The sequence below is a fragment of the Arthrobacter sp. 49Tsu3.1M3 genome (assembly GCF_900168135.1).
Taxonomy (GTDB): Bacteria; Actinomycetota; Actinomycetes; order Actinomycetales; family Micrococcaceae; genus Arthrobacter.
In genome coordinates, this window is record NZ_FUZD01000002.1 from 89,594 (window position 1) to 110,937 (window position 21,344).

Here is a 21,344-nt window from a genome sequence, read left to right on the forward strand (position 1 = left end):
GGGTTTATGCCTCCGCCATGTCGTGGGTTTCGCCGTAGACCTTGATGAAGACCTCGTCCAGGGACGTCCTGGCGGTGGTGAAGGACCGGACGGCCACGCCGTGGCCGATGAGCTCGCGCAGGACGGCCGCCTCGTCCCCGCCCGGGCGGGGGGAGAGCTCGGCCTGGCCGCCGCCGGCACTGACAATGTCATACAGGGCAGAAGAGGGCAGGGTCCCGGTGTAGGTGAGCCGGTAGACGGTGCCGCCGAATTGTTCCTGGACCTCGGCGACGGTGCCGTAGGCCCGGGAGGTCCCGTCTTTGAGCAGGATCACCCGGTCGCAGAGCCGTTCGACTTCTTCCATCTGGTGGGTGACCATGATGACGGTCGCGCCGGCGAGTTTCTGGTCTTCGATGATGTCCATGAGCAGGCGCCGGTTGACCGGGTCGAAGCCCTTGGTGGGCTCGTCCAAGATCAGCAGTTCGGGGTCGTTCATGATGGTCACGCCGAGCTGGATTTTCTGCTGCTGCCCGCCGGAGAGCTTGTCCAGCCGCATGCTGGCCTTGTCGGCCAGGTCCACCCGCTCCAGGTACTCCCGGGACCAGGCCTTCGCCCGGGCCTTGTCCAGGCCCTTGAGCCGGCCGAAGTACACCATCACGTCCAGCACGGACTCTTTCTTGTAGAGGCCGCGTTCCTCGGGCAGGTACCCGAGCCGGGAGCCGTCCTGCGGGGTGAAGGGTTTGCCCCCGATGTGCAGGGTCCCGGCGGTCGGCTGGTAGATCCCCAGCAGCGCCCGGAGCGTGGTGGTCTTCCCTGATCCGTTGCTGCCGAGGAACCCGAAGGTTTCCCCGGCCCGGACATCGAAGGACAGGTCTCTGATGAACGTCGTGTCCCCGAAGTCCATCCGGAAGTCTTTGATGTGTACCAGCGGCTCGGCGGCCGTGTCCCCCAGTGTCATGGCACCACTGTAACCGGCCCGTCGTCGGCGCCGGCGGCGATTGTGCAACGGCCTGTTGCACAATCACGGATCATCGGCGGAGTTGCGGGTGGAGGGCGTCTGACGACTCAGGTGCGGGTAACCGTGAGTGTGACGTTGGGGCAGGAGTCTGCGTAGCGGATGAGCGCGGCCTTTTCCGTGCTGTCGACGCGCCGGCCCCAGCGGATCTTCACCGCCACCCACTGGCCGATGTACGCGCAGCGGTTCTTCGGCGGCAGCCACGTCTCCGGGCCCTTGGCCTGCTTTGAGGAGTTGAGCGCGGACGTTCGGGTGGCCAAGGTGCGGGTGTCGCCGAGGTCGTTGTAGAAGGCCACGCGCCGCGCCTGGGCCCAGACGTTGCCCCGGATCCCCAGGCCTCGTGAACCGGGACCGTGTGGTCGATCTGCACCGTCGACGCGGAGGTGTGGACGCGGTTGTCCCACGATGTCACCCAGCGTCCCGTGCTGGCCGTGCAGCCGCGCGTGGTACACGACACGGCAGCTTTGGACTCCTGGACCAGGACGAGCCCCACGCTTGGAGACGGACTTTCGTGAGCCCACCGGGCCGCATTCCCGAACCGACGCGGTGAATCATCTGGGGACTACGGAGGAGAACCGTATGGCTGACGAGCCGGCTTCGGGCTAATCTCACGGCGAATCGGCCAGTGTGCCCAGAACTCGACCTAACCTGTTGCGGAAATTCGTCTGCTGTCCGGTGCTCGGAAACGGTATCCGTTCGCGGATGAAGCGCGCCCCGATCCGGGACTTCGCTACTTCGCTCAGCCCGTCCTGGACCGTCGCCTTTACCGGTATGGCCACGAAATCGTTGGGTCCCACGATGCGCAACCTATTCAGCAAATCTTCCTGGCTGGCGCTGATGGCCCGTTTGCGGAGAGCCGGCTTGCGGAGGGCGACCCGTCCCTCGATGGCGTCGACCAGCAGGTAGCCGTCGTCGGCGAAGCGCCGCAGCAAGGCCGGCTTGTTGGTCCGCATGTAATCGGTGCCATTGGTTCTCATTTCCGGGTAAAGGACCCCCAGCAGTTCCAGAAAAAGGTAATCATGCCGGGCGCTTCCGGGTAGTAGAAGTAGCGTTCTTCAGGGGGTGGTGCTTCAGCGATGAACACCACCCGCGTGTGATCCGGAATGTGGGAGCGCCAAGCTGCCCGCCGACTCTCCAGATCCAGGTCCGGATGGGCACTGATCGAATCAGACACGGGTCTAGTCTTCGCCGAGTTTTTCAGCGAGTAGGCCCAATAGGTCCTCCGCGTTGCCAGTCGGGACTGAATCTCCGACTTGCAGGAATGCTTTCAGGGCTTGCCTTCGATCCTCAGGCAGCTCGTGCAGCAGTGGGATGGAGACTGCGAGTACATCCTTAAGCAGTGGCGTTCTGGTCGTTTTTGCATTGACGAGACTGGTCTTGAAGTTCAGAGCTAATTGGCCCTCGGGGAGTGGTACGACAGCCTTGACCACTGTGCTGTTGGAGGATAGGCCCTGGGCGAGCTTGGCCAGACGTTCGTCGTGCCCCACGCCCTCATTGGAGGTGAATTGCACCGTCGCACCGCCGTCCCTCAGCGTGACTTCGGTGAGTTCGTACTCTGCAACTCGTCTGCTGAGGGTTTCCACGTCGAGGCCATTGGTGGAAGCGAGGTCGCCGGCAGCGACCTTGCCCTCCACAAGTTCCTTCCGGTCAGCGACGAAAGCGGTAAAGTCCGGACCTTCCAGGGCAAGCGTTTTGCGGCGGATTGACCAAAGGAACGGCTCCCTGTCCGCTGAAAAGAGGGTTTCCGCGCCGGAAGCCACAGCAGCCGCCCTGCAAGGTATGACATCCAAATTCGCGTTTATCAGGTTCTGAAAGCTCTCCTCGTTGGAGGCGTTCAGGCTCATACGGGACAGCTGAGAAGTTGTCAGGAACCTGCCGATTCGGCGCCAAAAATTCCTATCGCTGGCCGAGACGACATCGAGAATGTATTGCAGAGAATCGTCGTTGAGACTTTTCGAGAGGTCAGCCGGGCCCGGAAATTGGTCTATGCGGCCGTCGCTTCCTTCCCAGACCGCTTGCAGTACTCGGGTCATACGCGCGGCCTGAGGATCGTCGAGGTATTGAGCTATGGCATCTACAGCCAATCGCGTCGGTGCGCTTTGCGTTTCGAGGGCAGCGCTGAAGCCCTCTGAAACTGTTTTTGCCACTGCCTCGGCTTGAGGTTGGGCAAGAAGCCCGCGTCCACCTCGGGTCAAGGCTTGGCCTAGCAAATTGACGCCCGCGTCTTTGCTCCGCTGATTGATCAGCGTTTCAATGCCGTCAGCGTCAGTTATGAGGGCGTGGTGATCCTGGGCGGATTGCTCTAGTTGGGGAAAGCCTTCAGCATCTTCCTGGGGACGCGTAAGGCCAAATACAAAGGCGTTCTCAAAATCAAGCCTTGAAATTCCTTCACGTAATTCAAGGAGGTTGTCCGTGAACCGGAGGTAAACGGGGCGCTCGGTTGTTGCATCCCAGTTGAGAATCAGATCGGGAGCGTAGGTGTGATTGAAGTACGACGTGTCTCTGATGCTCACAGATCGGTCGAGGGTCTCCAGCTCCTTAATAACGGCATTTTTGATGGCGTTGATGGAGTCCTGGGGAGAACGTACACCCAATGCGTTTACGATCTCTTGCGCGAAGCCAGCTGATCGAACTTCGGTCACCTTCGCCCCCTCTCGGTGTCAAACTTTTCGATGAGGCCCCGATGCTCGGCCGAGACGGTTAGTATCTCCTGCCGCTCTGACAAGACGATTATCCAGAGCCTCTCGGCTACCGCGATGCAAGCCTCCATGTTGATGGCAGCCTTGGCTTCGGCCTCTTCTTCTATGCCCAAGGTGTTCAAGCGGTGAGACAAGACCGCATCTCGGACTTCCTCGGCGGAGCAGAGCTTTGACCACTTCGTAAGGCTGAAGGGATGCCAAGTGATCCACATGAAATTGTCGCAGTATTTGGGGCTGTCCAGATAGGCGCAGTAGCACTTGGCTAGGTACTCGACGTACTCCGCACCTTGGTTGTTACTGGCGTTCGTGTAGTTCTTCACCTCGGCGTAGAACGCCCGGCCTTCAAGATCACCGCGAAGCAGGAGGCCGCCGAGGTCATAGGAGAAAGGCTGTCTTTTTCCGGCAGCCCAGGGGAATGTCAGCTTCTCAACGGCGAATTTGTCGGGGTTCACCCAACAGGCATTTACGCGAGTGGTTGACTCAAGCCACTCTTTGGCGCGGCGCGCGCCTTCACGACCCTTTTCATGGGCCTCTTCCCCCGACATGGAATGACAATAGCAAGCCTTGGCTCCCAGTGAGGACGCCATCGACTGGGACCACTCAAAAACGACCGTTTCTGACGCGCCCATGGCAAGCCTCCGAAATACGACCCGAATGCCCTCATAGTGTCAGTTAGAACTGGTTTTCAAAAAGAAAGCCGGTCATGTCGCGTTATCCGCCCAGCGGCTCGGTGGAGCAGACCAGCGTGCGCCGACGCCCTCGTCTGCGGCTTCGTCATCGGGTTGAAGAGGGTGCATTTTCCGAGGGAGAGGCATCCGCAGCCGATATAGCCGTCGAGGTTGGACGCGAGGCGTTGAAGCTGCTCGATGCGCTTCGCGACGAGGCGCGCCCAGTTGCGGGACATATGTGTCCAGTCTCGCTGGGTCGGGGGAGTTCGTCCAGGGCGTGCGCGATTTGCTGCAGACTGAGTCCGATGCGCTGACCGGCGGCGATCCATTTCCCCACAAACCGTGAAGAGCCCGCGCTGGGAGGCTGGGAACCGCCGCCGCTAACTGCAGCCCGGGGAGGAAGGTTATTCCTGCTTCGCGGAGCGGTCAGGATTCAGCGTCTAGTGGCGAACGTGGTCGACGGACGATGTCCCGCCCGAATCCGAGCCCAGAACCTTTGTGAGATCCTCACCGCGCTGCTCGCGACCGTAACCAATTACATTGAGCCCAACTCGAGTAAGCGAGGCTAGTTCGGCTGGCTTATTTGTGGAGGCCAAGGAGCCTGCGAAATCCACCTCGACAGAAGTGAACTCATTCTCCTCGCCACCGGGGACGGATAGGTTCAGCTCAACTTTTTCGACAAAGTAGTCGTCCTCGACCGAGTCGGCTACTTTAGCAACGTCCTTGTTAATGTCGTCGCTTTGCTTGGCTTCAACTCTTAGCGAACGCTCAATTCCTGACAGACTGACTGACTGGAGTTTGTACTCACTGAAGTGAGATTTAACCGTTTCCCAACGCGGGGACGATGAACCGGGACGGCTCTTTAACTTGTTGCCGCTGTAACTTACCCTGACCATAAGTTCCCGTATCCCGAGCCCAAGTGTCCCGCCACTGAATCTCCACGTGGGATTTTCCGGGTAGCTCCCGTCTTCCGTGACGTTCAGCCCCAGGTAGCACCTCCTGGCGGACCAGTGGTGTGCGTTGGCGCGAATCAGCGGTGTGACGTCGATGCCCTCTATTTCAGAGGCTATTTGTTCGAGCTGCTCAAAGGTCATCATCGCGCCCAAGCGCGCCCAGAAAGTGGAGTTTTTGTTCGAGGTCTCTTGGCGAAGTATCCAAGGCAGCACGTTCCTAAGTTCTTCTGTAGACATGCGACCTTCAAGGGCCAGGGAGTCTACGGCGCTGTCGTCCTCCGCATCCGCGAGAGCCCACTGCACAAGTGCAGCAGTTCGTTCCATCCGGAACACTGCATCGTCAAAGAACTTATCGCGAATTAGATCACTTACGCCTGTGCCTCCAGCCTGAGGAAGGCCATGCACCAGAGCTTCGGCCACAGACTCATCGACCAGGCCGCGTGCTCCGCGGAGAAAGTTCGACTTGACCACAGAAGCCAAGGGATTGGAGTTGTCGGCCGGGGCTGATATCTCCATCAACGCCGAAGGATCAGTAAGGAGAGTGTGCTTTGCGTTCGTGGTGGCTGCGACCAAATCTTGCTGAGTTATCTCAAAGCCTGGTTCGGCGTAGGTCTGCTGCTCATCCAGCGAAACGAAGATCGGGTCGCCAGTACGGATCTGTTCCGGCTCATTGGCGGCCATGATGGCAGCGTACGATGACCGAATATAGACGTCGCGTCGGTTCTTGCCGCTGTCCCAGGTCATGACGAAATCCGGTATGGCGCTATGGTTGAAGTACAAAGTGTCTTCAATCTTTGCCCCATTCTGTAAGCCAGTCAGGTGATCTTCAACCAAGCGTTTAACTCGGGTTGAGTACTCGTCGCGGACGTGGTTACTGCGAACTTCTCGTAGCGCCTGTACTAAATCGTTCACAGCGTGCGGACCTTTCTTGCCAGGATTGGACGGATCTTTTCGAGCTCGAGTCGCGTTAGGCTCAGGTCCTCTTGTTTCGGGTTAAACACCAAAACGGTTACTCGATTGGCAACCTGGCCGACAAGGTCATCATCAACGCTGTGGCCTTTGACATACTCGGGATGCTTGGTCAGTGCCATCTTCATATGGCTGACAGTTTCGAACTTTGACCAGTTATCTAGGTTGAAAGGATGAAAAGTTACCCAGAAGTAACGAGCCTCGCGAGAAGTGCCATACTCCTCGACCTCCTTCGCAGTGTGGGCGTATGCGATCGCTAGGAATTTTACGAACTCGTTGTACTGTCCGCCGGCGGACTTGTATTTCTTAGATTCGATGATCACCGGGCTCTTGTCGCCTGCGAGCATATAGCCAACAAGATCGAACTGCTTCTTTCCCCCGAAGGTGTCGACCATGCAATCAATCTTGTTGTTATAAGCGTCAAACGGTAATTCGATGTAGGTTGTGGCCTCTAACCATCGCTTGAGCGTTGCCGCACCTCGCCGACCAATCTCCTGGATTTCCTCTGCCATAGCATCACATTAGCCTGCGGCAACGTGTAGAGAGGCAGGAAAGGCGCCCGCCGCGCCCGATCCTGCTGTCAGGACGCCAAATATCTGTAGACGCTGGCTGAGACTGGGACCGAGCTTCCTAGCAATGTCACTGCAGGCCGGCCACAGTAGCGGTCCAGCCCCATGGGATTGGGATGGACCCGGCGCGGTAGGGACTGCGGCGGCCTTGACCGACACGGTGACTACGGCATGCGTTGGACGATGCGGTAGATCGTGCTCCTAGCGACCTTGAACAGCTCAGCGATTTCGGCGGTGTGTGTTGTCCTCCCTTATATAGGGAGACGAGGTGTACAGGGAGACGAAGTGGGCTTCCTGGCTTTTGCTGAGTTTGGGTGGCTTGCCGCGGAGCCAGCCTTTGGCTTTGGCGACCTGCATCCCTTCGCGGGCGCGGATGAGATCTGATTCGAATTCGGCGACCATGGCCAGGACGTTGAAGAGGAGCCGGCCGACTGGGTCGGTGGGGTCGTGGATGGATCCGCCGATGCTGAGGTTCACGTTCCGTTTGGTGAGGTCTTCGATGACGTCTCTCGCGTCCGGCAGGAGCGGGCGAGCCGGTCGAGTTTGGTGAGGGCGAGGGTGTCGCCGGCCCGGACGGCGGCGAGGGCTTGTCGGAGTCCGGGCCGTTCCTTGTTTCTGCCGGTCAGTCCGTGGCCGACGTAGATCCGGTCATCAGGAACGCCGAGGGCGGCGAGGCCGTCGCGCTGCGCGGTCAGGTAATTAGGCCGAGTGGACCAACCTGACTGTTCGTTCGGGCTTTTCCTGCGGGACGGATGTTGAGCGGGAAGCGCCCTGCGGGGAGGGCGGATGGCCTGATCGTTAACTACCAAGGCGGTACTGCGGGGTTACCCAGTCGCGGTACCAGTTCAGCGGTTCGGACAAGGCTGCTACCCGGGCGAACTCCTTTAAGTACTGCTGCGCCACGTCGACATCGTGGATTTCCACCGCGTTTTCGAACGAGTTTCCCCCATTCTTCGAGAAGTTGAACGAACCTGTCCAGACTGCTGAAGCAACGACCCCGTCATCCGACTCGTCTACACGGACCAGAAATTTGTGGTGCATCCTGGGCGCGGCAGCTCGCCGGTCGGAATTGTGATTCCCGACACAGCTAACCGGGTCCACTGTGGGGTCGCCGGAGTAGTTCATCATCCCTAACGGGTAGGGGAACCGGTAACGAGCGAAACCATTAGTGATTGCACCGTAGCTTTTCCGGAGCGTTTGTCGCCAAGCGTCTGTCTGCCCTTGGTCAGGGCGAAGAAAGTCTTCCTTCTGGACGACGATCGCCGTGTCGACCTCTGAGAGCGCCTCAAGAATGGGAGTTGCGGTCAACCATGCGACGCAACCAACAACAGCGTGGGAGCCTCGAATGAAGTCGACAACTGGTTCCGTGAGGTCACCGAAGTGCGTCGTGATGACCCCTGTCCTCGTAGACCGAGTCCGCTGATTATCCCATTGTCCTTCCTCCAAATGAGGGTATGCCAAATGCAGATCCTTATCCGCGCCCTGGGGCGAAAAACTCAGGTCCGGCACCCATCGATCCATCTCGCGGTCTCTTCGTTCAAGCCAGCCTTCAGTCATGACATCCCCCAAATAGGTATCTGCTCAATAGGAAGATCGATTGTGTCACACCGGGGCTAGCAGGCGTCAGCGTGAAGGTATCTCTCCTTGTCGACTCGGGGGCCTGTCCCACACCAAGGAAGTGGGACACCCCGCATAGCTCTACGGATGTGCCATCCGTCGGGGGACCCAGCGTAAATTGGATCGGTGGCGGCTTACGCTGCACCTTTACCCGAGACAATCAAGTGGGGGCATAGTGGCAAAGATGTGGCAACCCGCCAGCGAGGCAGACATCGTGGAGGGCATCCGAAGCGGAGCGTTGTCTGAGTCGCATTACGTTGAAGTCAAGGAACAGGCACGAAACGAACAAATTGCCCAGACACTGGCGAGTTTCGCCATCGACGGGGGAATGTTCATCATCGGCATCGCGGAGGTGAAGGCGGGCAATGGCTCCAAGCGGCTCGTTCCCAAGCCTCTCGCCGTCGAGGGAATGATCGAACGCGTAGATGGCATCTCACGGAATGCCATCGAGCCGCCGCTGCCGGTAACGACCCGAGTGATCCAGGTAGGTGATGGCACAGGTTTCGTAGTGGTCACAGTCCCGCCGTCACCGCTCGCCCCGCACATGACAGGGAGCAAATACTACGGGCGAGGGGACGCATCGAAACACGCGTTATCAGACGCCGAAGTACTAAGGCATCATCAGCGCCGCCGAGAGCAAGCCGACCTCGGCATAAGACTTCTGGACATCGCCGAGGCGAGTGATTCCATTCACCCCAGCGAACGCGAGTACGGGCATATATATCTCATCGCCGAACCGTTGATGCCAGTCAATGGCACGCTCGTGGAGCAGTTTATGGACAACAACGAAGCCCTCCTCAACTTCCTAGTTTCCGGTCATAACAAATGCAAGCCGAACCTTGTCGATTTTTACCCCACGCCTCAGTACGCCACAAGAATCAAGCATCGGGAACTCGGCGTCTCGATGATGAATAACGACGCTGACGGTGCCACCCAGGTGCCGAGGCCCCCCGGTTTTGACGAAAAATCAATTCTCGATGTCCAGCTGCTGGAATCGGGAGGGATCCGCATTCTGATAGGACGCGGCACCACCAGGTGGACCCCGGAAGAGTCGATCATCTGTGATGGGCTGGCGGTGGCATATGCCCAGCGGTTGACCTTCTGGACGAGCACTCTTAGCGAACGTTACGGATACCGTTCCCTGTGGACTCTTGGCCTGCGGATCAATGGCGTCAAGGGGCTACGGTCACACATGATGATGGACGACTGGAGCAGTTTCGAACCTCCTAGAACCATGCCCAGTGATGTTTACTCACGCACGATCACGGTCAGTGCCGATGCGCTGGAAAGCTCACCCGAGGATGCAGTCGAGTCATTGGTCGGCCGCCTCCTTAAAATGCTTGGGACCACCCAGCATCATCTAGGCAATGTGCGCTAATGACGCGGCCGCCGCGTTTTTGTGGTGGTGATGGTTGCCGCCCTTGGCTGTGGCAATCGCCGACAGTGACCCCAGCGCTAGCCCCCTGAGCGCCTTAAAGCCCGGACCCGCCCTTGATGGTTCCGTTGCACGGAACCCGGACAGTGGAGGCGTGTCCCACAGGGGTGTTCCGCTTCTAAGGAAGTGGAACACCTACCGTTTTGGTGATCCAGTCCACGTGGTGCCCGGTAGATTTTGGAGATGTCTACCGAATTATCTGAAATTGCTGCGCGCCTGGGAATTGATCTCGGTATTGGGCCGACCAAAGAGCGACTCCTATCGGCTATCGATAGTGAACTCAAAGACCTGCAAGTGCCTCAGGCCACCGCAGCACAGCACGAACGGCAAGTTGCTCTCGTGGCGGCGCGTGCCGAACTTAGAGGTACAGGGAGCGGCCATGTCGATCCGTCTAAGGATTTAGTTGTTCCCCTATCGCTTATCAGCCAGGTGGTGGCAGCCATGCAGACGGGCGCAGCGAAGGAGCCGATGGGCACGGCGCAACCTCGAAGAACGCATCACCGAAGCCGAACAACACGGCTGGATCGGCGACGCCGAAGGACTGCGGGTCACGCTCAACGGCGCCGAAATCAAGCTCGCTCAGATGTATAAACTCCAGACCCATAACGAGCGGGAAATCGTTGAGCTTGGGACCCCACGAGTCAGGCAAGCAAACAACCGCTGACTGGAGCCCACGCCAGGGAGACCCACTATCGTGGCTCCTAGGTACCTCTGAGTAGTAGCAGACTGAATTGGAGAAGATCATGCAGGAACCTTTGACTCCCGCCAGATCTGCTTCTTCCGCTGATTGGTTGGTCCGCCCGTTCGGCGGGCCTCCGCTTCTGGTGAGCACGTTCGCGCCGGAGAAATTCCCGTCCGTAGTTCGCGTACTGAACCCTTTAGTCGACGCCGAAGGAAGAACGACGTCGTGGAGCACTGTTGCTCAGGAGCTAGGTATTTCTTTGGAACAAGTAACAAACGGGGATCGCCTTTGCCAGGATTACTCGGCCAAAACGGGTGAACGAATCAACGTCGACTACGGGACAATAAGCCACGACGTCGCCGCTCCTTTGGCAGACGTGCTCAGCCGACACACGTCTACTCCGGACAAATGCTTCTTCGCCGTTTGGACCGGATATTCAGGAATACGGAACGAACTTGCCAGCGCACCAGTGGTGCTACTTCCGCCTGAACGCGAGATGTATCTCTTCGAGGGAACCATCGACTCCGCAACCGAAACCGTCGACGAACCGCCTTATCGGCGCTGTTTGCGCTGGTGGCCAGCGGATCAAACGTGGTGCGTGGGCAACGACATCTATGCCGATTCGGTCTATGTTGCTGGTTCCCCAGAGTGCATCTCTGACCTTCTGCATGAAACTCGACTGGAAACACTCGCGGCTGCACACACCGACCCGCACCCCGGGACCTACGCCTAAGCCAGCACGACAGGCTTCCAAAAGAAACCAATCCGACGTCAGTAGTCCGGATAAGAAGACCCTGACGAGCTGGCGCATGACCGGTTCGGGGTCTTCCATCAGTTCCGAGAGCCAGCGGTGCACCTGCGCGAGGGTCGGCAGCGTGAACTCCGTCCGGATGCCGGCCCAGGTCTGGTTGCTGATCGTTTGAGGAGTCACTGCGCCCTAGTCGCTGATGCTTTCCATCAGCCACTGGGTCGAGAGCGGGACCCGGCGCAGCGTGAACGTCCGCAGCGCGGAGTTGGACCCGAGGCGGACCTGCACCTGCCAGAACTCGATGCTCACCAGATCCCCGCTGCCCACGGCCGCGGTAAGCCGGGTGTCCCACCAGGCGTCCCGGGCGAACCAGTGCACCGGATCGGCCGCAACCGCCCAGATCCTTCCCTCGTGCCGGACGGCCAGGGGCGTGCCGGCCGGGGTGAACCTGACCTCGACGTCAACGTCCAGGGTTGTTTCATTCGCTACTGCTGTCACGTTCTACGCGCTCTCCCAAGTTCCTGGTCATCATTTCTTCCCGGCGGGTGACCGCCGAACTCCACACCCAGGTCCGGTAGGTCACCGGACCGTCCTTCCACGTCACTTCAGCGGCCTTGGCTGTCCAGGCGTACACCTCGCCGTCCACCAGCTCGGCGCAGTTCGGGAACCGGATCCACGCCTTCACCGGGATCCCGGGGAACCCGTTCTTGGCGGGAAAGTGCTCGAAATCGAGCTCTTCCACCGTCAGCCCAATCGGGCCGGCGCGGCGCGCGTACTGCGCCTGCAGCCGGGTCGCCTGTTCCCGGTTCATATCCTCAGTTTAGAACTGATATTCGATGACAAATTTCCAGCCTAGTAAGTTTATTCGAAAAGATGTGTGCAGGATTGAGTATGGGGGAGGGGTCCGACAAGCAAACGGGTTGCACCCAGCTGGGACAGCCTGAGCTGTACGGGAGGCTCCCCTGCCCCCGATGGGCACAACCGGGGAAGGGGTATTGCTGCGACCTATGGGGAAAGCCTCCGCGCGAATCCATGGACTCAAGCGCGGAGGCTCCCGGTTCTCCAAGCTGGGGGGACTGGAGAACCGGTGTAACTCTACTAGCTGGCGTGACGTCCCTGGCCCGCGGACCGCTGGGAGGGGCGACCTTCGGGCTACCTACGGGGAGGGCGGCCCCGGGTTCTTCCGGTCTGCCACCCGGGAACTGCGTCGTCCAGGAGCTTGACCTTCACTGGGTCGAGTTCGCCGCGGCGGTGTTTGTACCGCTGGGTGTGGATCCACACCCCGAGCGTGTGTTCCTGCTCTGAGTCGGCCTTCCCGTGCCGGGGCCAGTCGTTGCCCTCGTGCCGGAAGTCCTCGAGCTGTGCCAGGCGGCGGTGCCAGCGGGCCTCGTCCTCGGCGTCCCTGAGGTTTCCCAGCCACCCGGGCACGTGGGTCAGACCGTTACGGTAGGCCGGGTCCAGGGTTCCCACGGCCGCTTCACGCCGGCGAACGGACAGCCACCTCGCCATCGACCGTTCGCTCCGTTGCCCGGAGCGGTCACGGGGGAGCCGGCCTTCGGCCTTGACCCAGGCGATGACCACTTCCATGCGGGCGAGGTCCGTGGGGGAGGGGTACGGAATGGGTGTGGCGTCGGCGGCGGCCTGGTGTTCGGCCTCGAGGCCGGGGTCCTGGCGGCGGGCGATGGCCAAGTGGTATCCGACGGCGGCAGCCGGTACGCGCACGAGGGCAGCGATGCGTTGCCGACTGAGCCCGAGCCGGTACATCAGCACCCATTCGGCGTCAGGAGCGCGCCGCAACCGCCTGTCCATAATGGACCCCATCCTGCCATCAAACATGCTGCAAGGGCCCACCTCGATCACTTTCACCTCGAGGTTAACGTCAGCAGCGACGCTCGCTCGAGTGCGACCTCATCAAGCATCAAGGAACTTGGGTTCCTGGCCCCGTGATTGCCCATCGCATGCGCTCGGTCAACAGCATGAATTGCGACGTCAAACTTCCATCGTGGCGGCTTAGTGTGAAGGTTTTCCGAAACAGGTCGCCGGACTATGGCACGGTCATGTCCGTGTTGCGCGCGTATCCAGCTCAGTAAACCGGCAGCGACTGGAGCAGCGGGCCAAAGCCGCAGGGACGCCAAGCCAGGCCTGGATGGGCCTTCGGTGAGGATGCCAACGACGTGTAAGAAAATTCGTCACAGTTCTGATGGCCTCTCCCTACGTTGCACGTCATTGTGGATGGAAGGCCTCGCGGTCTTGACGACGCAATGGGCCGCAGGCGGTCTTCGAACAAGCAAAGGGAAGGGTGAAATGACGAAAAGCCCGAGCACCGTGATCGGTGCCTCGTGGACCACGCTTGAACCCGGCCAGTCCATCGACTTGTTTCTGAACGGCGTCAGCCACTTCAGCGGCGTGGTCGACGCCAGGACCGAAAATGGCGAGATTATCTGGCTGATAGGCCCACAGAGCGAAAGACGGATGTTCCACGTAGGTGAGGGCTGCGTTGCATTTATCCGGGAGCTCTCCGTCGGATGAGTGCCCTGAAAGAAGCTCTGAGCCTGCTAGTGGATGAAGCCAAATCGACCGTAGGGCGGCTTCAACCAGAAGCTGGAACCGACTGTGACAAGTTCTGCCACTACTGCCGGGGCCCCGAAACAGACTAGGACGACCATACGGCGCCCTCACACTAATCCTCCGTTCCGTTGATGCTACGGGTCGGAACTAAAGCCACCGGGGCCTCCCGTTTCTCGCAACTCGGGAGGTTCCGGTTCCAACCGCTCCGGCCATGGATTGGTATCGATGCTGTCTTGCGGGTCGTCGCACGTTTCCGGCAACACGGTCCAGCCCGCTAAAACCACCATGCTCCACACCTGCGAGACGTACAGGAAGCTGGTCGATCCTCCAGATGAGATCCAAGACGTCGCCGGAAAGTGCGGGACGAGGTGCCCTTATGGCATTCGGGGCCGTGTGGGCCGGCCAACTAGGGGGCGCGGTTTCGGTTGAATTATTCGACCGGATTAGTCCAGCGGACCTAACGTGGTTGCGCCTGGTCTGGGCGAGCGTCATTCTCTTCGCCATAGCGCGTCCGTGGCGGCAATCGTTCAGCCGTGCAGGGCTTCTGACCTGCACGTACCTCGGAGTGACTTCCGGCGCCATGACCTTGCTCTACATGATCTCGATTACCCGGCTCCCGCTTGGCACAGCCACTGCCCTGCAGTTCCTCGGGCCACTGAGTGTGGCCGTCGTCCGCTCGCGAAGTGGTGATAAGTGGCGACTTGTGGTCCCGGTCGTTGGAGTCATCATGCTCACCGAACCGTGGCAGGGCACTTCAGACATGCAGGGAATCCTGCTTGCTCTGGCAGCCGGCCTTTGCTGGGCTTTCTATATACTGCTGACCCAGCGCGCAGGAGATTACATAGGTGGCTTCCATGCACTAGCCGTCTCCGTTCCGGTCGCAACCGTTGTGGCAACATTGGCGGTGGGGCCAGCGGTGATAACGCGTATACCTCTGCAAATGGTATTCATGGGGCTCGTCGTGGCGCTGCTGCTTCCCGTGATTCCCTACATTCTGGAATTACTTTCCCTTCGTCGGCTTACTGCTGGCGCCTTCGGTATCCTGATGAGCCTGCAGCCAGCCGTTGCAGTAATCGTCGGCCTATTCTTCCTTGGCCAGGTCCCCCACCTGAGCGCGCTGTTTGGAATATTGCTGGTTGTTGTCGCCGGCATTGCCGCCACCCGTGGGGGGACGCGGAACAGGATGGGAACTGGCCATGCCGAATCGCCAGACCTTCCAGGAGCCCCGGGCGCCGACGTCAAGGCGAAGCCTTAGAAGCTAAGACTCCAGTTAGGGGACGCGCCCGTGGGCTGTGTTGCATTCCCCACGAAAGTGGACACGCCAGCTCGCCAGTTCGCAATAGTCACGATGACTCCACTCAAGCTTTGGAAATCTTCCCATTCTTCATCTCCACACACGCCCGTACGGTCTTAATCACCACCGGCGTCGAACTGGGCCGGTCCGAGCGTGAAGACTTTGAAAGAGAGGGCGCTGTGAAGGCGACAGACCCAGCCGAAGACAAACTCGTAGCAACCGCCGGTGTTCCAGCCAAAGGAAGCGGCATCGCAGCGGAAGCGCGGAACGTAATTGTCGACTTCCATGGCCACAAAGCCGTCAACGGCGTCGATCTGAAGCTTGCCCGCGGTGAAGTCGTCGCGCTGATCGGTCCTAGTGGGTCCGGGAAGAGCACTCTGTTGCGGACATTCAATCATCTACAGGAACCCACCTCGGGGGAGATCCTCATCGGCGGAAAGCCGACGACAGGGGCTAACCGTGCCGACCTGTTGGCCCTGCGCCGTAAGGTGGGAATGTGCTTCCAGTCCTTCAACTTGTTCCCCCACCTGACTGCACTGGAGAACATCGAACTGGCTCAGGTTCATGCTTTGGGTCGCTCGCGTAAGGAAGCGAAGGAGCGTGGCCGAGACCTGCTCAAACGTGTAGGACTTGAGTCAAAGGCGGATCAAAAGCCGGCAAACTGCTCGGGCGGACAGCAGCAGCGGATTGCTATCGCGAGAGCCCTGGCCCTAGATCCGGAGATCATTCTTTTTGACGAGCCTACCTCGGCTCTTGACCCGGAACTTGGCGTCGAAGTCCTGAACGTGATGCGCGAGCTCGCCGAGAGCGGTATGACCATGATGGTCGCCACACATGAGATGCACTTCGCTGAGGACGTGGCGGACCGCGTCATCTTCATGGCTGACGGACAGATTCTCGAATCCGGAGAGCCCAGCGTCGTCCTGCGCACCCCGCAACACGCTCGGACGCAGAAATTCCTGCAGGCGGTGATCGGCAGGTGACCGGATTTCTGGGCGCAATGCAGACTATTGCCGGGGGCTTGGGAACAACGTTCGTTCTCACCGTTTCCAGCTTCATCATAGGAGGGGTCCTGGCCTTTCCTCTGGCGATGGCCAGAGTAGCCAAGAATCCTTTTCCGCGACGTTTGTCTGGAGCCTACATATCGATTGCCCGCGGCATCCCGCCGATTGCATGGCTGTTTGTCATCTTCTTCGGACTGGGTCAGCTGGGCTTGAAGCTGAACAGCCTGACGGCCGCGATTGTTGGACTGTCAATTATTTCGGCCGGCTACCTGGCCGAAATCTACCGGTCCGGTCTGCTTGCCGTACCGGCCGGCCAGCGAGAAGCATCTACGGCGCTGGGCTTGTCCTCGTCGATTGCCCTTCGGAAGGTCATCGTCCCCCAGGCCATTGTGACTGTCCTGCCGATCGCCATCGCCTTCTTCATTGGGCTGCTGAAGGACTCTGCCGTGGCGTCAGTCATCGGTGTTCAGGACGTGACAGCCTTCGCCCTCTCGCTTAGCCGGCGTGAAGCGGACAGCTTCGGTGTGTTCCTTGCCGCCGGAGCCCTGTACCTGATTATCAGTATCCCGATCGCCGTCTTCGGACGCTGGTTGGGCCCATGGACCGCCCGTCGAGTTGGAGTGGCATCATGATGGATTCCTGGGCCATGTGGCTCGTCGACCTGCTTCCTGGACTTGGCCTGAGCTTGGCCCTGACCGCATCGCTGCTCGCGTTTGGGCTGCCCCTTGGTCTCGTCTTTGCCGTTGGCCTAAGTCAAAAGAGCCGTCTCGTCCGGGGAATCGCTATTGCCCTAGTGGAGTTCGCGCGTGGCGTGCCAGCCCTGATCCTCCTCTACGTGGTGTACTTCGGATTCCCTGAATTCAACTTCATTATCGATTCCTTCCCGGCCGCTGCCCTTGCCTTGGGCTTCAGCTACGCCGGGTACGTCAGCGAAGTGTTCCGATCCGGTCTGGAGGCCGTCGGTAAGGGGCAACGTGAGGCGGCCACCGCACTGGGACTATCCAACTGGACTTCGTTCAGCCGGGTCATATTCCCCCAGGCCATCAAGATCGTGATTCCGCCCCTCCTGGGTTGGTCGATTAGTTTCTTCCAGGCGACATCGCTGGCATTTGCCATTGCTGTTCCCGAGCTGATGAGCCGCGCATATGTCCTCGCCACCACCAACTTTGCCTACCTGGTGATTCTTTCCTTGGCCGCGGTCCTGTACGCCGTTGTTTCCATCCCCCTTGCACACCTTGCCGAGCGGCTAAGCCAGGGCCGAACGGCGAAACGCGCTCCCGTACCGCTGCCGCTCGCACCGATCAAAGAAGGAACTCCGCGTGCCTAACTGACAGATCCGCCTATTCGCTGCCGTCGGCATGGCCCTGTCCTCATGCGGGCGCCTCAGCTCCGGTTTCAGCAGATTGCGTCCCCAAGTTCGACGTTCCGGCCCCTGGCGGGTTGTGTGAGCGTACCCCCGAGCCGGCATATGGATTTCTCACAACGGGGGCTGTCTGTTTTGGGGGCGAAACCAATTGCTCCTCCTCCCTGTGCGTCCAATGACTTCAGTAGTCCTCTGCTCACACACTCCTCTGATCCTGTTGAAACGGGAAAGACAATCGAACCAAGGAGTTCTGAATGAAAATCACGAAGATCAGCCTCTATGACCTCGAACTTCCGCTCCACCAGCCCTACCTTCTCTCGCGTGGCCGTACCTTTACGAAGTTCGACTCGACGTTCGTGAAGATTGAGACTGATGAGGGCATCACCGGTTGGGGAGAAGTATGTCCGTGGGGCTCAACCTACCTGCCCGCGTTCGCTGGAGGAGTGCGGGCAGCTCTCGCGGAAATCGCACCGCAGCTGCTGGGTCATGATCCGCGTGAAGTCGAGAAGATGAACCGCCTGATGGATCGGGTCCTCTCCGGCCACGTGTACGCCAAAGCGGGTATCGATTATGCGCTGTGGGACATCAGCGGGAAGGCTGCCGGGCAGCCGATTCATGCATTGCTTGGCGGCGCCGAGACTAAAGAGGTGCCGATGATCAGCAGCATCCACGTCGATTCCCCCGAGAACATGGCGGCGGACGTTGAACGCTGGCGTAATCTCGGCTATCGGCGCCACTCGATCAAGGTCGGTGAAAGCGTCGACGGAGACATTGCACGCATCCGGCACCTCACGGAGTTCCGTCAGTCTGATGAAATCTTCGACTACGACGCCAACGGAGGATGGAACCCTTGGGAAGCCATCCAGGTTATGAACGCCGTACGCGACACCGACGCATGGTTCGAGCAGCCTTGTCTGACGTATGAGGAATGCCTTACGGTACGCCAGCAAACAAGCCAGGCGCTCTCCCTTGACGAGTGCATCACCGGGGTGCGTGAGGTCGTACGAGCCATCTCGGACCGCAGCTGCGACGTCGTCAATGTCAAACTTGCCCGCGTCGGAGGCATCACCCGCGCACGCTGGATCCGCGACATCTGTCTGGAATTCGGCATTCCCATGATGCTGATGGACATGGCAGGTACCGTAACGAACGACAGCGTTGTTGCTCACTTCGCGAGCACGCTGCCGGAGAACCGATGCATCGGTACCTGGAGCTGTCAGGACATGGTTTCCGTCGATTCGGCACCCGGACAAGGCGCCCGGAACGTGAACGGCCGGCTGACGGTACCGGAAGGACCCGGCCTCGGTCACGAGCCCGACGAGGACATTCTGGGTACGCCCTTCCTGGTTGTGAAGTAGCCGGTTCAAGGCAGAAAGCGAGAATCAAATGCCTAAAGAATCAAACAACATCCCGGCCCAGATGAGGGCAGCAGTCCTCACCGGCCACGGCGGCCTCGAAGTCATTGAATACCGCACCAATGTTCCCGTTCCTACGCCAAAAGCCGATGAGGTGCTGGTGCGCGTCGGAGCCTGCGGGGTCAACAATACGGACATCAACACGCGCACGGCCTGGTATAACCGGGACGTGGCAGCAGAACTTTCCGAGGAATTCGGTGTGAAGGGCCGAAGTGATACGAGCACAAGCACCGCCTCATCATGGAACACCGGAAGCGTGACCTTCCCAAGGATCAGCGGCGCCGCTACGGTCGGTTATATCGCAGCCGTTGGTGCCGAAGTTGATGGAGGTCGCGTTGGAGAACGCGTCATCGTCGATCCCTGTGTCCGGGACCCGAAGGCTCCCCTTCGGGCGCAGCTGGTGGAGTACGTCGGTAGTGAACGGGATGGCGGCTTCGCGGAGTACATGACGATCCCGTCCATAAATGCCCATTCGATCGAGTCTCCAATGACCGACGCTGAGCTCGCCACCTTCCCTTGTTCATATGACACTGCCGAGGAGATGCTCGAACGAGCACGGCTTGGTGAGGGTGAGACAGTGCTGATCACCGGTGCAGCAGGGGGTGTCGGCACAGCGCTGATTCAACTGGCACACATTCGCGGTGCGAAGGTGATCGCGGTGGCCGGCGCCTCAAAAGAATCACGTATCCGGAAACAAGGCGTTGAACACTTCATCCCCCGCGAAACGACGGACCTGCTAGCCGTGGTCGAAGAACTTGTCGGCTCACGCGCTGTGGATGTAGTCGCAGACGTCGTCGGGGGCCCAAGCTTCGGGGGCCTGCTCAAAATGCTCACCCGCGGCGGCCGGTATACCACTGCTGGCGCCATCGCTGGTCCGGTGCAAACCATTGACCTGCGCGATCTCATCTACAAAGACCTTGAGCTGTACGGTATCACTTGCCCCACGGCATCGACTTTCAAGCGCGTGGTCGACCTGATTGCGGCCGGCAAGCTCGCACCCATGCTCGAGAGTGAGTTCCCCCTTGAGAGCCTTGCGGACGCACAGGCTGAGTTAGTAAAACGCCAGCACGTCGGCAAGTTTGCTGTAGTTCCCAAGGGATAGAGTCCAACTCGTGGCGGCGGCTGCTGGTGATCTCCAACGGTTCCAGGCGGCCCCACCGTCGCCCTTTGGCCGGGCTGACCCGTCGATAGCCCGGTCCATCGGCTTATACCGGGAGGGCGCACATCACAGGACCTTCGTCCGCAGCGTTGCTTCACAGCATCCTGGGTGGTTTGGGCGTTTCCAGTGCCTGCTTCGGAGGCAGAGTGATCAAACGCTGTTGTCTTTCGCCTCGAGGCCAACCGCGCTTGGGTGGAGTACCTCTCCGGACCGGGCCCTACGAGGGGTCATGCTCACCAATCTGTAGGTAGACCGGTAATGAGCTTTCGACGCACGGCGTTGCGGCCTGTCTCAACAAACGACCGGCCTCGGTCGAAAATCATGCGTGAGCGGCTGCAGGTCATGGCCCCGAAGCCACTCCCGATGCAGATCACACCCGTCGTCTACGGTCCCATTGCCGCAAAGGCCTATGTTCTGTTCCGGAATCTGCCCAGCTGGGATGATTAGTTGTTCCGCAGCAAGATCGAGGAGGAATCCGGGTACGATCGGCCCACAGCGGCACCGCGCGGCACTCGCGAGATCGTCCGGCAGCTCGACAGCGCACTCGACGCCACGCTGGTAGCGGCTTGGCGGGCAGCAAGGACCCAAAGATCAGTTGTCGCTGGGCCCGTACCGATGGCCCGGAACCTCGGCCGGAGACGCGGCACGGCTGCTGCTTGCCCGTCGCCCCTGGACTGTCATCTCCGGCGTGGAGGGTGAACACGTAGCCAAGTTGTGTTTGTGGGCGCCGATCCCTGACTGGATGATGTCTCGCCCATCAGGGTCATCGTAGACATGCGGGCCAAGGATGTGGCGGCCGCAACGGCACGGCCATGACTGAAGAAAAGTTCGCCGGTTGACAGGAGTCTGTTCCAGTAGAGGCCCGGCCTACGTGGAACGGGTAGGTTATAACCTCCAACACTGCTGAGGAAGCGGTGAATTTGTGATTGGCATGGTGAAAACGGCCGGGGCTGCCCCAGCCGTAAGATCCTCCATAGATTGTCTCAGTGCCAAAATTGGTTCGCACACGATCCAGCTCATTGGCGACCAGGTGAAATGCTTCGTCCCACCCGACTTCGACAAAAGCTTCAGATCCCGTGGCATCCGTTGACCCCTGACCGTACTTGAGCCAGCTTTCGCGAACTGAGGGACGTCGGATACGTGCGCCGCTGCGCGGGATGCCCCGATAGCTCTGTCAATGTCAGGTCAAGTTCAGGAAGGCCGGGAT

Annotated in this window: 22 protein-coding genes and 1 pseudogene; 9 read left to right on the forward strand and 14 right to left on the reverse strand. The window is 59.8% G+C overall.

The window, feature by feature from the left end; all coding sequences use genetic code 11:
- Positions 1-4: 4 nt before the first annotated feature.
- The 10 genes and pseudogenes from B5X90_RS03300 to B5X90_RS03340 form a co-directional block, all read right to left on the reverse strand.
- A complete protein-coding gene (locus B5X90_RS03300; protein ID WP_079550081.1) occupies positions 5-937 on the reverse strand; it encodes an ABC transporter ATP-binding protein in 933 nt (310 codons plus the stop codon).
- 107 nt (positions 938-1,044) lie between these two features.
- Entirely contained in the window at positions 1,045-1,290 is a 246-nt protein-coding gene (locus B5X90_RS21520; protein WP_256860032.1) for a hypothetical protein, read from the reverse strand.
- 312 nt (positions 1,291-1,602) lie between these two features.
- Entirely contained in the window at positions 1,603-1,971 is a 369-nt protein-coding gene (locus B5X90_RS03310) for a hypothetical protein (protein ID WP_079550082.1), read from the reverse strand.
- Positions 1,968-2,168 (reverse strand): hypothetical protein, encoded by a 201-nt coding sequence (locus B5X90_RS20935; protein WP_143264639.1) that lies wholly within the window; start codon positions 2,166-2,168, stop codon positions 1,968-1,970. Before B5X90_RS20935 ends, B5X90_RS03310 begins: the two co-directional genes overlap by 4 nt.
- Positions 2,169-2,172: 4 nt before the next feature.
- On the reverse strand, positions 2,173-3,636 hold the full coding sequence (locus tag B5X90_RS03315) for a hypothetical protein (RefSeq protein ID WP_143264640.1): 1,464 nt from the start codon (positions 3,634-3,636) through the stop codon (positions 2,173-2,175).
- Positions 3,633-4,145 (reverse strand): hypothetical protein, encoded by a 513-nt coding sequence (locus tag B5X90_RS03320; protein ID WP_079550084.1) that lies wholly within the window; start codon positions 4,143-4,145, stop codon positions 3,633-3,635. Before B5X90_RS03320 ends, B5X90_RS03315 begins: the two co-directional genes overlap by 4 nt.
- A 656-nt stretch (positions 4,146-4,801) precedes the next feature.
- A complete protein-coding gene (locus tag B5X90_RS03325) occupies positions 4,802-6,226 on the reverse strand; it encodes a hypothetical protein (RefSeq protein WP_143264642.1) in 1,425 nt (474 codons plus the stop codon).
- Positions 6,223-6,795, reverse strand: coding sequence for a hypothetical protein (locus tag B5X90_RS03330; RefSeq protein ID WP_079550086.1), 573 nt, complete (start codon positions 6,793-6,795; stop codon positions 6,223-6,225). The genes B5X90_RS03325 and B5X90_RS03330 overlap by 4 nt, the downstream gene beginning before the upstream one ends.
- Positions 6,796-7,016: 221 nt before the next feature.
- Positions 7,017-7,547: pseudogene (locus B5X90_RS03335) on the reverse strand (recombinase family protein).
- A 103-nt stretch (positions 7,548-7,650) separates the two neighbouring features.
- Positions 7,651-8,409 carry a phospholipase D-like domain-containing protein gene (locus tag B5X90_RS03340; RefSeq protein WP_079550087.1) on the reverse strand — a complete coding sequence of 253 codons (759 nt, stop codon included), beginning with the start codon at positions 8,407-8,409 and terminating at the stop codon, positions 7,651-7,653.
- 244 nt (positions 8,410-8,653) lie between these two features.
- Here B5X90_RS03340 and B5X90_RS03345 point away from each other — a divergent pair, with 244 nt between their 5' ends.
- Complete coding sequence (locus B5X90_RS03345) at positions 8,654-9,847, forward strand: AlbA family DNA-binding domain-containing protein (RefSeq protein ID WP_079550088.1); 1,194 nt, start codon at positions 8,654-8,656, stop codon at positions 9,845-9,847.
- Between the two features lie 788 nt (positions 9,848-10,635).
- On the forward strand, positions 10,636-11,319 hold the full coding sequence (locus B5X90_RS21190) for a hypothetical protein (RefSeq protein WP_179129030.1): 684 nt from the start codon (positions 10,636-10,638) through the stop codon (positions 11,317-11,319).
- 204 nt (positions 11,320-11,523) lie between these two features.
- Here B5X90_RS21190 and B5X90_RS03360 read toward each other — a convergent pair whose 3' ends face one another.
- From B5X90_RS03360 to B5X90_RS03370, 3 genes are all read right to left on the reverse strand, one after another.
- The gene (locus tag B5X90_RS03360) at positions 11,524-11,832 is read right to left on the reverse strand and encodes a hypothetical protein (RefSeq protein ID WP_179129031.1); all 309 of its coding nucleotides are present in this window, start codon (positions 11,830-11,832) and stop codon (positions 11,524-11,526) included.
- The gene (locus B5X90_RS03365) at positions 11,813-12,145 is read right to left on the reverse strand and encodes a hypothetical protein (protein ID WP_079550090.1); all 333 of its coding nucleotides are present in this window, start codon (positions 12,143-12,145) and stop codon (positions 11,813-11,815) included. The genes B5X90_RS03360 and B5X90_RS03365 overlap by 20 nt, the downstream gene beginning before the upstream one ends.
- A gap of 341 nt (positions 12,146-12,486) precedes the next feature.
- Positions 12,487-13,143 carry a helicase associated domain-containing protein gene (locus B5X90_RS03370; RefSeq protein WP_079550091.1) on the reverse strand — a complete coding sequence of 219 codons (657 nt, stop codon included), beginning with the start codon at positions 13,141-13,143 and terminating at the stop codon, positions 12,487-12,489.
- 495 nt (positions 13,144-13,638) lie between these two features.
- Between B5X90_RS03370 and B5X90_RS03375 the strand changes: the two genes are divergently transcribed.
- The 7 genes from B5X90_RS03375 to B5X90_RS03405 all read left to right on the forward strand — a co-directional run bounded on the left by B5X90_RS03375 (position 13,639) and on the right by B5X90_RS03405 (position 20,080).
- Entirely contained in the window at positions 13,639-13,863 is a 225-nt protein-coding gene (locus B5X90_RS03375; protein ID WP_079550092.1) for a hypothetical protein, read from the forward strand.
- 415 nt (positions 13,864-14,278) lie between these two features.
- Positions 14,279-15,157 carry an EamA family transporter gene (locus tag B5X90_RS03380; RefSeq protein ID WP_218670170.1) on the forward strand — a complete coding sequence of 293 codons (879 nt, stop codon included), beginning with the start codon at positions 14,279-14,281 and terminating at the stop codon, positions 15,155-15,157.
- A gap of 110 nt (positions 15,158-15,267) precedes the next feature.
- Positions 15,268-16,179 carry an amino acid ABC transporter ATP-binding protein gene (locus tag B5X90_RS03385; protein WP_256860033.1) on the forward strand — a complete coding sequence of 304 codons (912 nt, stop codon included), beginning with the start codon at positions 15,268-15,270 and terminating at the stop codon, positions 16,177-16,179.
- A complete protein-coding gene (locus tag B5X90_RS03390; protein ID WP_218670171.1) occupies positions 16,176-16,832 on the forward strand; it encodes an amino acid ABC transporter permease in 657 nt (218 codons plus the stop codon). Before B5X90_RS03385 ends, B5X90_RS03390 begins: the two co-directional genes overlap by 4 nt.
- Positions 16,829-17,527 carry an amino acid ABC transporter permease gene (locus B5X90_RS03395; RefSeq protein WP_218670172.1) on the forward strand — a complete coding sequence of 233 codons (699 nt, stop codon included), beginning with the start codon at positions 16,829-16,831 and terminating at the stop codon, positions 17,525-17,527. The genes B5X90_RS03390 and B5X90_RS03395 overlap by 4 nt, the downstream gene beginning before the upstream one ends.
- A 290-nt stretch (positions 17,528-17,817) precedes the next feature.
- On the forward strand, positions 17,818-18,921 hold the full coding sequence (locus B5X90_RS03400; RefSeq protein WP_079550095.1) for a mandelate racemase/muconate lactonizing enzyme family protein: 1,104 nt from the start codon (positions 17,818-17,820) through the stop codon (positions 18,919-18,921).
- A gap of 28 nt (positions 18,922-18,949) precedes the next feature.
- The gene (locus B5X90_RS03405) at positions 18,950-20,080 is read left to right on the forward strand and encodes an alcohol dehydrogenase family protein (protein ID WP_079550096.1); all 1,131 of its coding nucleotides are present in this window, start codon (positions 18,950-18,952) and stop codon (positions 20,078-20,080) included.
- Positions 20,081-20,900: 820 nt separating this feature from the next.
- Here B5X90_RS03405 and B5X90_RS21820 read toward each other — a convergent pair.
- Entirely contained in the window at positions 20,901-21,296 is a 396-nt protein-coding gene (locus B5X90_RS21820) for a molybdopterin-dependent oxidoreductase (protein WP_372702869.1), read from the reverse strand.
- Positions 21,297-21,344: the final 48 nt, after the last annotated feature.